Below are 13,351 nucleotides of genomic sequence, written 5' to 3' on the forward strand. Positions count from 1 at the left end.
ACGCAGTCGCCTTGGTCGTCGCCCACCTTCCCGCCGAGTGCGGGCCGGCAGTCGCTGGCACTGCCAATGACCTTGACAAGTCAGATTCCACATAAACGGCGGGAAATCGGCCGGCATCGCCCGCCACTTGATGCCGTTGTCCACGAGATAGCGGATCGCGTCCAGTAGCGCCCGGTGGCAGTACGCCTCCGGCTGCCCGCCCCGGCCCCGCATCCAGCCCGGCACCGGCAGCAGCGGCCGGACCACGGCCCACTCCGCGTCCGTCATGTCGGACGGATACATCGGTCCCCTGTGCGGCCGGTCGCCGGCGTTCCCGAACCGGTGAGCGAGGCAATCACACTCCCGGGCAGCCGAGTTGGGGCCGGCCGACGTAAGGACGCATAACAGCGACAACAGGGCCTCCTGGCGCGCTCAAGGTCTCGACAACCCCGAGCTGCACCAGAGGCCCTGCCTTCATGCCCGGCAACCAGCAAGATCACCCGACCGAGCCGATCCACTCGAAACCACGTCCGCCAAGACCGGTACGACAACTGCTTGTCAGATGCACAACCACCGCGTGTACGGGTGGTCCTGCGGGGGTCAGTTCTTGGTGCAGAGGGCGTGGGCGGTGTAGGTGGCGCCGACAGCCGAGACGAACCAGCCGGCGGCCTGCTGGGTGGAGCCGTTTGCGATCACCCTGGAGACGGCCCGGACCGGGTTGCCCGTGGTGGCGACCTCGTCGAAGAAGTAGCCACCGTTGGTCACGGTGCTGCCTGCCGGACACCATGCCACGGAATCGGGGTTGTTCTGGTTGGTGCCGTTCCACTTGACGGGGGCCCCGGTCGCGAGGACCTGCTCGTCGGGCTTGGACTGCGGCACGCAGGTGATGTCCACCGCCACGGTTGCCTTCGACGCCACCATCAGCCAGCCCACGCGCCCGTCCTCGATGATCGGGTAGCTCGACAGGATGGTGTACTGGGGGTCCTTAGGGGTGCCCAGGAAGGTCAGAAAGTAATAGCCGGCGTTCTCCAGCGACATGCCAGCGGGGCACAGAGCCTTGCCGACGGACGCCCGCAGGGGGGTGTTGTCCATGGCGTCGGAGTCGGTAATCACTGTGACCGCTCCCTCGGTCGCGGAAGCGGACTGGATGCCGATGGGCACCATGAGGAGGGAGGCGAGAACTCCGACCGTCATGCGCTGGAGGGAGCGGGTTGCACGCAGGGATTTGAAGATCATGAGGCCATCGTGACGGCCCTCACCCTGCCCACCCCTACAGGCTTCACCCGAACGGCTCAGACGGCTCGCTCGAAGGGCGTAGAGCCCACCGAGCGATCACTTGCATTCAGGCGCCCAGCGATGCGCAGCATGCGCGGGTCGTCGGAGCTTGCGGGACCGTCTTGGAACCCGAACCGGGCGCGAGTGTGAACGACTACGCAGGCCTCCTCGGCCGCAGCCGGTCGGCGGGCACAGGTGAGCGGCTGCCAGCGGGCCTGTACGAGTTCGGCGATCTTCTGCTCGTGGGCCGGGCTCGGGTACCGCGTACAACAGCGACAACAGGGCCTCCTGACGCGCTCAAAGTCTCGACAACCCCGAGCTGCACCAGAGGCCCTCCCTTCATGCCCGGCAACCAGCAAGATCACCCGACCGAGCCGATCCACTCGAACCCACGTCCGCCAAGACCGGTACGACAACGGCTTCTAAGTTCGGTGGGGTGTGGCGGCTGGATGGTCAGGCCGGTGTGGGCGAGGTCCCTCTTCTCGCATGGCTCCGCCGGCTCACAGAGTCGCTCGTCCGACCCATCTCGCGGCGAGGTTAAACAGCAAGCTCAGCCCGGCGCTGCGGCACCCATCAGGAGATGTGACGTGCCTCACAGGAACCCGGTGGGCGGTGCGGACAGGAAAGGGCATGGAACTGTCACAACGGGCGCGTCTGCGCGCGGGGGACCGGAGTGCCCTGGGGGAGCTGTTCGACGCGCACGCGCAGGCCGTCTACGCCTACGCGCTGCGCACCCTGGGCGACTGGGCGGCGGCCGAGGACGCGGTGTCGCTGACCTTTCTGGAGGCCTGGCGGCTGCGCGGGAAACTCCACGAGGGGGACGAGAGCCTGCGGCCCTGGCTGTTCGGGATCGCCACCAACGTGCTGCACAACACCGCACGGGCCACCCGGCGGCACCAGGCCGCGATGGCGCGGCTGGCCGAGCGTGAGCCGGTGGAGGACTTCGCCGAGGGGTTGGTGGCCCGGATCGACGCGGGCGCCGAGCTGGCGGCGGTACGGCGCGCGCTGCCCAGCCTGCGCCGCTCCGAACGGGAGGTGTTCCGGCTCTGCATCTGGGTGGGGCTCGACTACGCCTCGGCAGCCGAGGCGCTCGGCGTTCCGGTCGGCACCGTCCGATCCCGCCTCTCCCGGGCCCGCACCCGGCTGCGCGCGCTCGCTGAAAAAGAACTGACGAATCGTCGGGAACCGCCGACCGGTCCCGGACAGGTACGGGATGGCGGCCTTGTTGCCGCCCGGTCGATGCAGGGGGAGAACCGATGAACGACACACCCGAGCTGCTCACTGCCGACCGCCACCGGCTGCTGAGGGAGCATTTGATGAGCGAGATCGCCGGACAGACGACGACGGTGACGGGTTCGCGACGCAAGCTGGTGTGGTGGGTCGCGTCGCCACTGGCCGTGGTCGCGGTGGCTGCCGTCACGCTGGTCGGCCCGGGCCGAAGCGACGGCAGCGCCGCCCCGGCCGTTGCCCCCGCCGCGCCGACCGGGTCGGCCACGTCGGTGTCGGAGCCGACGGATGCCGCCGGTCTGCTGAGCCGGGCCGCCAAGGCCGCCGCGAGCCGCCCGGACCCGGGCGCGAAGAACACCCAGTTCACCTACCAGCGGATGGTCCAGGACGGGGCTCGCGAGTCGAGGCACGAACGGACGATGTGGATGGCGGTGGACGGCAGGTCCAAGGGCCTGATCGCGGATCCGACGATGTCCGGACCGGGCGACGAGAAGGGCCGGGTCACCTGGCCTGCCACGCTGGGGGCAGGCCGCAACGTCCCCACGCAGGCCGGCTTCCTCGCCCCGACCTACGAGTTCGTCGCCGCGCTGCCCACCGACCCCGACCGGCTTCTGCAGCAGCTCCTCGCCGCCGACCGGTCCAAGCAGGTGGTGGGGATGCCGATCACGGACGAGCTGCGCCATCAGCTCGCCTTCGGGGACATCCAGATGATCTTCATGAACGTGACCGCGCCGCCGGCCGTCGCGGGATCGCTCATGGAGACGGCCGCGAGGATCCCGGGCACGAGGGTGGTCGCCGATGAGGTCGACGCGGCGGGGCGGCACGGCGTCGCGGTGGTTGGCAGGAACGGCAACCTGCGGGTGTCACTGATCTTCGACAGGACGACCGGCGTGTTTCTCGGCGTGCGGCAGGTGCTGCTAGCGGAGCTCCCGCCCATCGGCGCCGACGGCCTCCCGCCCACGGGTGACCCATCCCCGGGCGCTGGGAACGGCAAGGGCTACGACTTCGCCACGGCCGTCCTGAAGGCCGGCATCGTCGACCACGCCGGCGACGAACCGGAGAACTGAACCCATAGGGGTCGGGCGGGGGCATTCTCGCTGTCCCGATCCTGTAGGTGTCCGACTCCCCGACTTTCGGATCCAGCGTCCGGAGACCGTCAGGACGTCGGCGTTCGGATGCACCCGCAGACGACCGACTCTCGTCGAAGCGGGCTCACCGACGGCCGAGCGGGAGACCGACGGCAAGGCCGAGGCATGCCTTCTGCTGTCGATCGCCATCGACGGCAGAAGGCATGCACTGACCCCGGTCCTCACAACCGTCGATACCTCTTCGGCCTTGAGGGGCAGCGGCCAACGGCATCCAAAGCCTCAGCTGTAGCTGCGTCCGACCGGGTACGTGGGGGCCTGGACCTCCGAACTCTAGCCCTGTAAGAATTTATCTCATTTGGGCTTCGCGGGTAGGCTGTCGGTTGTGGTGGGGATCGTTGAACGGCTGGTGCCGGATGAGTTGTGGGAGTTGTTCCAGCGAGTGGTGCCGGAGGCGCCGTCGCGGCCTCAGGGTGGTGGGCGGCGACGCCACGGTGACCGGGAGGTGCTTGCCGCGATCGTCTTCGTGGCCACGTCGGGTTGTACCTGGCAGCAGCTGCCCGCCGCCTCGTTCGGCCCGTCCGGGGCGACAGCTCACCGTCGTTTCTCGGAGTGGAGCAAGGCCTGGGTGTGGGCCAAGTTCCATCGCCTGGTCCTCGATGAGCTCGGCGCCCGCGGCGAGCTGGACTGGTCCCGCTGCGCGATCGACTCGGTGAACATGAGGGCCTTGAAAAGGGGGACCTGACGGGTCCGAATCCTGTCGATCGGGGCAAGTTCGGGTCGAAGATCCATTTGATCACCGAGCGGACGGGGCTGCCCCTGTCCGTCGGCATCTCGGGCGCGAATCTGCACGACAGTCGGGCCCTTGAGCCCCTCGTTCGCGGCATACCGCCTATCCGCTCACGCCGAGGACGCCGACGACGCAAGCCCGGCAAGCTCCATGCGGACAAGGGCTACGAATACGCCCACCTGCGGAAATGGTTACGCGAACGCGGCATCAAGCACCGCATCGCCCGCAGAGGCATCGAGTCCTCGCAACGGCTCGGCCGCCACAGATGGGTCGTCGAACGGACCGTGTCCTGGCTCGCCGGCTGCCGCCGCCTCCACCATCGATACGAACGCAAGGCCGAGCACTTCCTCGCCCTCACCAGCATCGCCTGCGCCCTCATCTGCTACCGCAGAATGGCCAAATGAGATGACTTCTAAGTCGTCATCTTCCCTTCCTCACGGTCTTCTGGGGACATGGCGGAGCCAGGTGGCTGAGTGGGCGGTGATCGGGCGCGCGACCCGGAGTCGCGGCGGATTCGGCCCGTGAGTTCACGATCACGGCCTGTTCAGGCTCTTACCGAGTGACAGGCCTTCCGAGGCCGCGACCGGAAGAGGAGGGGACGCCCATGGACACGGCCACGACCGTTGTCACCATCGTCTCGATCATTGCCGCGAAGACGTGCGCCTTGCTGGGATTGTGGTTGCGCTTGCGCTGGCGCGTACGCCGCGAGCAGGCGCATCGCCAGTACCTCATCAGGGTCGCCGATGCGGTAGCAGCAGGCGGCCAGGTAGAACTCGACGACCAGGACGGCGACGGATGCCACCTCCGGATGAAGATCACCTGCACTCCGGCTCATCGGTTGGACTCGGCAGCGTGAGCAACCCAGATCCGGCGGGCGGTCCGGACCGCCCAGCAAGCAGCCCCGCAGCGCATGGCGGTTCCTTCGAGGAACGCTCCGAGGCGGACGAAGAGTTCTCTGCGTTCTACCGAAGCACCATCCGCCAACTGGTCGCCTTCCTGATCAATCAGGGTGCCGCGGTGCACGTCGCCGCAGACATCGCTCAGGACACGATGGCCAAGGCATACCGACGCTGGACCGAACTCCACAAACCGCGGGCATGGGTACACACGGTTGCCTCTCGCGCACTGATCCGCACAATCGTCGCAGTCAATGAGGATCCGGTCGAACAGGTGCCTGAACCGACATCGCTGCTGTCCTGCCCGGACGCCATCGCGGAATGGGAGGGCCGGTACGACATGCTGCCGGTGCTGCAGAGCCTGCCATCCCGGCAGCGCCAAGTCCTGGCCTGGACATTTGCCGGCTACAAGCCGAGCGACATCGCCGAGGAACTCGGCCTGCCATCCGAGACAGTGCGCGCCAGCCTGGTGAAGGCCCGCCGCGCCGCAGCCGCCTACCTCAAGAAGAGGGAGGCGCAGCAGTGACCCCTCAGCCAGAGTCCGATGCCCGCGATGAGGTCGTAGAGCGGCGGCTGAACCAGCATCAGCGCGCTCTGGTCGACGGACTCGATAGTGTCCTCGACGTTGAAGCCGGCCTGTGGGACGTCATGCTCCAGTCCCGTCACGATGCCGCTGTCGAGGACCTCGGTGAACTCCTGGATGCGGAAGCCGGACTTCGCGAGGCTCTTGGGGTACGGCCCGACTCGGACACGGTCGTCCCTCTTCGAACTCCCCTTCCTGCGACTGACCGAAGGCTTTGGTCGTACAAGGAGATCGCGGCGTACATCGGTACGCGGACCGACTCGGTACGTTCCTACCGCAAGAACGGCCTGCTTCCGCCTCCCGATCTGGTGGAGGGCGGCAAACCGTACTGGCTCGCGGATACCGTCCGGGCCTGGTTGGCCCGTAGCGCCATCAACCGCCCCCGCCGTGACACCAACGACTGAAGAGGTCGTCTCGTTTGGTTTTCCGGGCCACGTGGTGGGTGTCTGTGACTGTTGTGGCAGGCCGGGTTACATTCCGCGGGCTGGGCCGTTCCAGGGCTCTGGCCGTTCGTCGGCGGTCATCGGAAGTCGGCGCAGTTGTACCGGGCCGGGGTAGAAGGCGGCGGAGTTGGGGCCGGCCATGTCTTCGCCGATGAGGTAGCGGTAGAGCCATTCGGAGAAGCTCATGTCGTACCGGGCCCAGCCGCCTTCGCCGTCTTCCACCAGCAGCCAAGCGTCCACGGTCCCCGCCGCGACGAGGAAGATCGTCTCGCCGCGGTCGGTGCCGGCGATCGGCCACAAGCCGTCGGGGGTGCCGAAGCTCAACTCCGTGAGTCCGAACAGCAGCCGAGGGTCCTCGTCCGGGTCCATGCCGCCCCAGGGCACGTCGGACCAGGCCTGGGCTGTGTCGCGTATCCAGCCGCCCAGATTCCAGCGTTCGGTGGCGGGGTGGTGCAAAGACAGGTGGCCGTTGAGCTGGATGGGAGCGTACGCGTCGACGAGGGTCTGGTAGTCGATCGGCAACCGGACGCCGAGCTCGTCGTGGAGACGGTCCCAGGAGGCAGCATCCGCATAACGATTCTGGGCCGGGCCGAGCATCGCCATGGTCGCGGGCAGGTAGTCGGTCATGTGGCTCCTCACGGGTGTGTCGTCATTGCGGCCTGATCATCCCAGTTCTGAGGTATCACCGGTCAGGCTGTCGGCCTGCGGTAGCAGGTCAAGGTGGCGGCGATGCCGGCGAATGCCAGAAAGTGTTCGGCCCTGCGCTCGTAGCGACGGTGCAGACGGCGGCAACCGGACAGCCATGCCTCCGTGCGCTCGACGGTCCAGCGGTACGGCCGAGCCGCTGGGAGGATTCGATGCCCCGGCGGGCGATACGTGGTGTGATGTTGCGGGAGCGGAGCCACGAACGCGGACGGTCGAAGTCGTAACCCTTGTCGCCGTGCAGCTCGGCCGGTCGACGGCGGCGCGGACCGCGGCGGGACCGGATGGGGGTATGCCACGGACGAGGGGTTCGAGACCTTGACTGTCGTGGGTGTTCGCAGCCGAGATCCCGATGGACAGGGGCAGACCGGTCCGCTCTGTGACTATGTGAATCTTTGATCCCTTCTTGCCGCGATCTACGGAATTCGGTCCCGTCAGGTCCCCCCTTTGAGGGCCCGCATGTTCACCGAGTCGACGCGCACCGCGACCGGTCAAGTTCGCCACGTGCGCCGAGTTCGTCCAGGACCGGTCGGGGCGACGAACACGATGGCAGCCAGCACCTCGCGGTCGCCATGCCGGCGTCGGCCACACCACCCTGAGGTCGCGACGGCGAGCACCCCGGCCCGGGTTGGCAGCGGCTGTGCTGGGCGAAGCCGGCCGCCCGAATCGGTGATCCAGTCGTGCCGAAGGGACCTGTACCCCTGCTCGGGCTGCTTCCCCTCCGCGAACGACGCGGGCATCCGGCCCGACTCCGCCGAGGGCAGTCTTGACAGGCGGACATGGGACCAGTTGATCCGGGTTTTCACCGAGCACAGCCCTCAGGGAGCGGGTATTTTTTGTCTGACGTACTACAACCCGATCATCGTGCAGAATTTCGAGATCGGGCATGTCCGCTCCGGTCGGCTGAGGGACACCCAGGTCCTCTTCGGCAACCCGGAGATCCTGTATGCCCCCTCCAACCGGTGAGCCGCGAACCGATCCTGGGTCGTCTGCACCGACTATGACCCTTGGGCACCAAGGTCGTCGGCCCCCACCCGCTCGTCGAGGCGCTGCTCGCGGACACGGAGACAGAAGCCGTCCGCCTGTTTTGGACCAGCTAATGCTGCGACCGGGCCGCCGGTTGACACCCAACGGTTGAGTGGGACGAGCAGGTGCTCCCTGTCCCGCTCAACCGTAGCCAGCCGCCTCTGCGGATGGGTAAGGGACACCGGCCCCCACGCACCTACTGCGGCACCACCAAGCGGGGGGTCAGCGCGCCGCGATGTTCGCGAGCAGTTCGGCGGCGGGCTTCGGGTGGACGAGCCAGCGTAGGTGACTCCCCTCGAGTGTCCGGACGTCGAAGGGGTTGTCGGGTGTGAGCGCGTTGGCTTCGCGAATCATGCGGTCCTGCGCGGCGAGCGGAATGCTGGCGTCGGCGGCCAGGCGCACATAGGTTTTGGGAATCCGGCCCCAGGTCGTGGCCTGTGCCCGGTCGGCGGACGTACCGGCGTCGAGGTTCTCATCGGGCTGGAAGGTGTTCAGGAAGGTCCGGAACTCGTCATCGGTGAGGTCGGCGGCGAACGCTTGCTTGAACGCGGCGAGTGCCGCCGGGTCGGCGGTGCGGAAGTTGGTCCGGAGAAGACCGGTTTCGTCAGGATTCGCGACGAACGTGGCAGCGAAGGCTCCCGCGTCGACTTCCGCCATCTCCGGCTGGGCGTAGTAGTCGCCGAGGTCCAGATCGACGGGGCACCAGGCGGAGACATAAGCGATCTGGTCGATCAGTTCGGGCCGGGCGTTGGCGACAGCGGTGGCCGTGAGGCCGCCCCTGCTGTGGGCGACGAGGATGGTGGGCCCGTTCTGCTTGGCCCGTTCGAGGACTTCGATCACGCGGGCGGCGTTGTCGGCGAGGGTGACTCCCTTGATGCTCCCCGGTTCCGCGGCGAGTGCGTCGAGACTCTGGGGGGCCTGATAGGCCGCGGGGAAGGTCGCCTCGAATCCGTGCCCGGGAAGGTCGACCGCGGCCGAGCGATGCCCGAGTAAGGCGAGTTCGGCCTGCAGTGGCGCGAACGAGAACGAATTCGCGAAGGCACCATGGACGAATACGAATGTCGGCAGATTTTGCATGCTTCAGCCTCCAACAGAACGATCTTCTGGGCAAGATCGCGCTTTCACCAGGGCTTCGATAGTGGTGCTGAGCCATGTGCGGCTGGTGCCTCGCAGGGGTGCCTGCCTCGGCCCTGACCAAGCCGCGCCCTCACCGCAGAGTCGGCCGGCTGCCTGCCGACGCGGACGCCGCCCGCGAACTGCGAGCTGCGAACCGTGAGCGTCATGTTGGTCAGATCTTCTCTTGGGTCGCTTACCGAAAGAGCAGGTCAGAGGCCTATCCATCCATCGATCAGCGACCGAAGCGACCGGAGTTCAGACATATGTAACCCTGATGGCCGCTTTTGCCATCCCGCGTGCGGGCGGGCGGCATTCCGCGCTCACGCGGACCCGTCTTCTCCCCGAGCGCTATCTTCCCGTCGAGCAGTGTCCTTGGCTGACCGGAGGCCATAGGAGCCGAGGAAACCGCGTGCGCCCCGCTTCGACGGTGCTTCCCCTTCACTTCAGTCGCTACTGAAAAGCCCAGGTCAGAGCACTCGTCACCATCCAGCAGCGACTGAAGCGACTGGAATTCAGACATGTCCGATCCAGTGGGGTCGGGGGGCGGAGCCAGGCCTCGGTCAGGCGTCGGCCGCCTGTACGGGCCTCTCCGAGCGTTCGGTCTTCCGTCCCTTGCTTCCTGCCGCCAGGGTCGTCGGATCGATGGCTTCCGCGGGTGCGCCGGAGGCGTAGAGACCGTCGGGAACGGTGTCTCGGTCGTGGGGCAGGAGCCAGAAGACGCGGCGGCGGAAGGTCCCGCTGGAGCGAGAGGGCTTCGCCTGCGGGCCGAGCTGGGCGTAGCCGACGAGGCGGCCGTCCCGGTGGTAGGCGGGTTTGCCTCGGCGGGTGGGGAGGCGGTCCAGGGACTGGCGGACGTAGTCCAGTTCGGTGACGTCCTCGAGCCAGATGAGGTCGATCTCGTGGTGGATCTCGTCGTCGGAGATGAGAGAGCTCATGCGTTCTCCTCCTCTGCGAGCAGTCCGATGCCGGGGTAGTACTTCTTCGAGTTGGACAAGATCATTTCTTTGGGTGAGGCAAGGCCTACGAGCTCGCGGGCCCGTGCCGCGAAAGCACGGGAGGAGATGGTGGGCGCGCCTTCATTCTGGCACCAGGTGCGGTAGACGCTGTACAGGCGGGCTTGTTCTGCGCGGTGGTCGGCGTGGAAGGCGCAGCATTCGTCGAAAAAGCGACCGGTGTGATCTTCGGTTTCCGCGTAGGCGGTGGTGGCGATCCGGACGGGGGCCGGGCCTGTGAGGTCCTTCTCGCCGGCGAGGTATCGGCGCGCGCCGGCGATGAGCCAGGCGAGGATGCCGGGTCCTTCCTCGGTGACGAGGATGTCGGCGAGGTTGTCGATCTTCCGGTCGTCGGAGACGACCTTCTCGAAGGGGACCAGCCTCATCCGGCGCCAGAAGGCGAAGCCTCCGGTGCCGACCTCGGGGCGGTGGTTGCCGATGAGCCAGAGCTTGTGGGTGGGTGCGAAGGAGAAGAAGTCCTGCCTCATCCGGCGGGCCTTGATCCGGTCGCCGCCGGTGAGGAGCTTGACCCGCGCTTCGTCGAACTTGTCTCCGGGCTTGACCTCGGAGCAGACGATGACGCGGCGGCCGTGGAGTTCCGCGAGTTCGGTGGGGTGGCCGTCGAAGGTACGGGCCATCAGGAAGCCGGGCGGGGCGGCGTCCGCGTAGTCGCCGAGGAGTTTCATGAGGACGTCCAGGAGGACGGACTTGCCGTTCTTGCCCGCGCCGAAGAGGAAGGGCATGACCTGGGCGCCGACGTCTCCGGTGATCGAGTAGCCGAGCATCAGGTGCAGGAAGTCGATCATTTCCCGGCCTTCGGTGTTGTCTCCGAAGGTGTCGGTGAGGAAGCGGTCCCAGCGGGGGGTGGGTTGCTGTTCGGGTCCGGTCGATGTCGAGCGCGAGTGGAAGTCCTTGTCGGGGTCGGGTGCTCGGATGAGGCCGGTGTGCAGGTCGACGATGCCGGCCGGGGTGCACAGGGCGTACGGGTCGGCGTCGAGGAGTTCGGCCCGCAGGACCATGCCGGGGGCGGCCTTGGCCTGGGTGAGCATGGCGTTCATGCCGGAGGTGCTCAGGGCGCGACGGCGGTGTTTCTGCAGCGACTGGTTGCTGTGGATGCCGCGGGGGTCGGTCGTCGCGATCTGTTCGGCGAGGTCTCCTGCGGCCCAGACGACGGTGTCGTCCTCGTCGACCTGCCAGCGGGTGGTGTCCCAGCGGTACCAGCCCAGGCCGGGGACGTGGCGGTAGTCCCCCGCGTAGAGGCGGACGAAGAGTTTGGCGTTGCCGCGGTCGCTGAGGGTGTCCGGGAGGAGTCCGGCCGGGGTCGCGTGGTCGAGGTGGGGGTGGGCTCCGCCTTGGGTCGGCAGGGCGGGGGGCGGGGCTTGGGCCAGGATCTGGGCGGCGACGGCCTCTGGGTCGAACTCGAAGAGGAAGCCGTCGGTTTCGGGTGCGGGGCTCACCGGCGGCCTCCAGGATGCAGGGGGCGCTGAGCGCCGGCGGCCATGCCGCTGCGGATGATCTGGTTCGAGCGCGTTTCTTGGGCGGGGCGGGCCACCATGGCCGCTTCCCTCAGGGCCTCCTGGGCATCGGAGTCGGTGAGGTGGCCTGCCGCGACGAGGCCGCCCAGGGTGTAGGCGGCTCTGTTGAGCTTCTCTGTGAAGCCCGCGCCCTCGGAGGTCTGGGCGCAGGCGATCACGTCGGCGAGGATGGCGGTCAGAAGGCGTGAGGTCTTGTCCCGGCTTCCGCCTGCCGCGAGGACGGCCTGACGGGCGCGCGGGGGTACCGGGCGGGGGGCCGGGATGTGAGGGGCGGGTAGATGCCCGGTCCGCTGGAGTTCCTGGGCCAGCCATGCCGGCAGTGGGGCGGGCTGACGGGCTTTGCCCAAGGGCTTGTATGTTCCTGCGCTCGTGGTGGTGCCGGGGGCGACGATGTATCCGCCGTGAGCGCGGACGTCGACCTGCCAGGCGAGTCCCCTCTTGCCGGAGCCCGTTGAGCATTGCCAGCGTCGGCCGTCCGTGGCCCTGTACCAGACGTGGAGACCGCCTGACGGGGTCCTGACCCGGAGGGTCGTCTCGTCCTCGGCGGGCGAGGTCTCGCCCCGAAGGGCGGCCAGGACGGCCAGGGAGTGGAAGCCGGTGCGCAGGCCCTGCAGATCCACGGTCTCGCCGATCGGGATACCTGGCAGGAGCCTGTCCCGGTGGGGGAGGTCGCACTCGTGCGCGTCGATGTCGATGACGACCAGGTCCGCGGGCCCGCAGGCGACGCCAACGCCCAAGGTGGGCTTGCTGGTCCACCACTGCTCGATGCGTGAGTAGTCCAGGGTCGCCGCGTGGAATCCGTGGCACCAGCGGCCGGCCGCCAGGCAAGGACAGTTGGAGTAGGTATGGCCCGACTCGCCGCAGTCGCGGCAATTGGCCGGAGGTGTCTTACGGCCAGGGGCCAGGGGGTGGACGGGCCAGCCGTTACTGGCGCACCACTTGGCCAGCCTCAGGCCGGCGACTGAACGATCAGGGTTGGGCTGCCCTGAGTCGCTGCGAGGAAACCGCAGCTCAGCGGGCATGTACTTCCCCTCACAGCGACTGAAGCGACTCAACAACGAACACAGACTAGCGAAGTCGGCCAGGAAGCGGGCGCAGCGTGTCGCGGCTGTCGATGTCGGCGTGTCGGCGGTGCAGCGCCGAGAGGCGCGGGAAGCGACTCAAGGAGGGGCCGGAGCGACCGAGTCGTTTCAGTCGCTCAAACCCGTCTCGGAAAAAGCCGAGGTCAGAGCGTTGAGGAAGGCAAAACAGCGACTGAAGCGACTGAAGCTCCCTATATATGACGCACACGCGCACACATGAATGTCCTCATATACCTGAAGTTGAGTCGCTTCAGTCGCTGATCTGACGTGCACAACGCGCTGACCTGCGAATTCTCAAGCGACTGAAGCCAAGCGACTCAACTGTTCTTTCAGTCGCTCCCCCCACGTCGGCCGACTTGGCCTCGCGTCGGTCAACTTGCCTCGCGCCGTGGGCTGCATTCACGACACCGTTCCGCCGCCATCCGAGAAGGCGCCGTCAAGCCGTCGAACCCAGGGCATGCCAGACCTGTACGTGTACGCAGTGGAAGCACCGCCCGCCGCCGGGCGGTCCGACCAGCTCCGGCGCGGCCCCGGCCGGGGTGGGTAAGCCCGCTTCGGGATGGTGGCGCGAGCCGGTGCGGGTCGGCGACGCCTCGTACCCAGGGCTCGCCGCGGTGTAG

General features: G+C 67.6%; 13 protein-coding genes and 1 pseudogene. 6 read left to right on the forward strand and 8 right to left on the reverse strand.

The window, feature by feature from the left end; translation table 11 throughout:
- On the reverse strand, window positions 1-267 hold a 267-nt coding region (locus ACGFYY_RS35990), incomplete at its 3' end, for a transposase (RefSeq protein ID WP_393716037.1).
- A gap of 312 nt (window positions 268-579) precedes the next feature.
- The gene (locus ACGFYY_RS35995) at window positions 580-1,215 is read right to left on the reverse strand and encodes a hypothetical protein (RefSeq protein ID WP_393716039.1); all 636 of its coding nucleotides are present in this window, start codon (window positions 1,213-1,215) and stop codon (window positions 580-582) included.
- 669 nt (window positions 1,216-1,884) lie between these two features.
- Between ACGFYY_RS35995 and ACGFYY_RS36000 the strand changes: the two genes are divergently transcribed.
- The 6 genes from ACGFYY_RS36000 (at window position 1,885) to ACGFYY_RS36025 (ending at window position 6,239) form a co-directional block, all read left to right on the forward strand.
- Window positions 1,885-2,514, forward strand: coding sequence for an RNA polymerase sigma factor (locus ACGFYY_RS36000; protein WP_393716041.1), 630 nt, complete (start codon window positions 1,885-1,887; stop codon window positions 2,512-2,514).
- Window positions 2,511-3,548, forward strand: coding sequence for a CU044_5270 family protein (locus tag ACGFYY_RS36005; protein ID WP_393716043.1), 1,038 nt, complete (start codon window positions 2,511-2,513; stop codon window positions 3,546-3,548). Before ACGFYY_RS36000 ends, ACGFYY_RS36005 begins: the two co-directional genes overlap by 4 nt.
- 412 nt (window positions 3,549-3,960) lie before the next feature.
- A protein-coding gene (locus ACGFYY_RS36010) for an IS5 family transposase (protein ID WP_393716124.1) occupies window positions 3,961-4,760 on the forward strand; the annotation gives its coding sequence in 2 pieces (ribosomal slippage) (window positions 3,961-4,300 and window positions 4,300-4,760; 801 coding nt in all).
- A gap of 200 nt (window positions 4,761-4,960) precedes the next feature.
- Complete coding sequence (locus ACGFYY_RS36015) at window positions 4,961-5,212, forward strand: hypothetical protein (RefSeq protein ID WP_393716045.1); 252 nt, start codon at window positions 4,961-4,963, stop codon at window positions 5,210-5,212.
- Complete coding sequence (locus tag ACGFYY_RS36020; protein WP_393716047.1) at window positions 5,209-5,778, forward strand: RNA polymerase sigma factor; 570 nt, start codon at window positions 5,209-5,211, stop codon at window positions 5,776-5,778. The genes ACGFYY_RS36015 and ACGFYY_RS36020 overlap by 4 nt, the downstream gene beginning before the upstream one ends.
- Before the next feature lie 287 nt (window positions 5,779-6,065).
- On the forward strand, window positions 6,066-6,239 hold the full coding sequence (locus ACGFYY_RS36025) for a MarR family transcriptional regulator (RefSeq protein ID WP_393716126.1): 174 nt from the start codon (window positions 6,066-6,068) through the stop codon (window positions 6,237-6,239).
- A gap of 66 nt (window positions 6,240-6,305) precedes the next feature.
- Here the strand turns inward: ACGFYY_RS36025 and ACGFYY_RS36030 are convergent, their stop codons facing one another.
- From ACGFYY_RS36030 to ACGFYY_RS36055, 6 genes and pseudogenes are all read right to left on the reverse strand, one after another.
- Window positions 6,306-6,905, reverse strand: a complete 600-nt coding sequence (locus tag ACGFYY_RS36030; RefSeq protein WP_393716049.1) for an SMI1/KNR4 family protein — start codon at window positions 6,903-6,905, stop codon at window positions 6,306-6,308.
- Window positions 6,906-6,967: 62 nt separating this feature from the next.
- Window positions 6,968-7,593: pseudogene (locus ACGFYY_RS36035) on the reverse strand (IS5 family transposase); the annotation flags it as partial.
- Window positions 7,594-8,228: 635 nt separating this feature from the next.
- Entirely contained in the window at window positions 8,229-9,083 is an 855-nt protein-coding gene (locus ACGFYY_RS36040) for an alpha/beta fold hydrolase (RefSeq protein WP_393716051.1), read from the reverse strand.
- 599 nt (window positions 9,084-9,682) lie between these two features.
- Window positions 9,683-10,057 carry a DUF6009 family protein gene (locus tag ACGFYY_RS36045; RefSeq protein WP_365268390.1) on the reverse strand — a complete coding sequence of 125 codons (375 nt, stop codon included), beginning with the start codon at window positions 10,055-10,057 and terminating at the stop codon, window positions 9,683-9,685.
- The gene (locus ACGFYY_RS36050) at window positions 10,054-11,571 is read right to left on the reverse strand and encodes a phage/plasmid primase, P4 family (RefSeq protein WP_393716054.1); all 1,518 of its coding nucleotides are present in this window, start codon (window positions 11,569-11,571) and stop codon (window positions 10,054-10,056) included. Before ACGFYY_RS36050 ends, ACGFYY_RS36045 begins: the two co-directional genes overlap by 4 nt.
- Window positions 11,568-12,596: a bifunctional DNA primase/polymerase gene (locus ACGFYY_RS36055; RefSeq protein ID WP_393716128.1), complete on the reverse strand. Its 1,029-nt coding sequence runs from the start codon at window positions 12,594-12,596 to the stop codon at window positions 11,568-11,570. The genes ACGFYY_RS36050 and ACGFYY_RS36055 overlap by 4 nt, the downstream gene beginning before the upstream one ends.
- Window positions 12,597-13,351: the final 755 nt, after the last annotated feature.

This window comes from Streptomyces sp. NPDC048331 (genome assembly GCF_043201215.1).
In the GTDB taxonomy this organism is placed as follows: domain Bacteria; phylum Actinomycetota; class Actinomycetes; order Streptomycetales; family Streptomycetaceae; genus Streptomyces.

Coding starts and splice junctions, on each gene's coding strand:
- ACGFYY_RS35995 (WP_393716039.1), bottom strand. CDS start 1,215: ATGATCTTCAAATCCCTGCGTGCAACCCGCTCCCTCCAGCGCATGACG.
- ACGFYY_RS36000 (WP_393716041.1), top strand. CDS start 1,885: ATGGAACTGTCACAACGGGCGCGTCTGCGCGCGGGGGACCGGAGTGCC.
- ACGFYY_RS36005 (WP_393716043.1), top strand. CDS start 2,511: ATGAACGACACACCCGAGCTGCTCACTGCCGACCGCCACCGGCTGCTG.
- ACGFYY_RS36015 (WP_393716045.1), top strand. CDS start 4,961: ATGGACACGGCCACGACCGTTGTCACCATCGTCTCGATCATTGCCGCG.
- ACGFYY_RS36030 (WP_393716049.1), bottom strand. CDS start 6,905: ATGACCGACTACCTGCCCGCGACCATGGCGATGCTCGGCCCGGCCCAG.
- ACGFYY_RS36040 (WP_393716051.1), bottom strand. CDS start 9,083: ATGCAAAATCTGCCGACATTCGTATTCGTCCATGGTGCCTTCGCGAAT.
- ACGFYY_RS36045 (WP_365268390.1), bottom strand. CDS start 10,057: ATGAGCTCTCTCATCTCCGACGACGAGATCCACCACGAGATCGACCTC.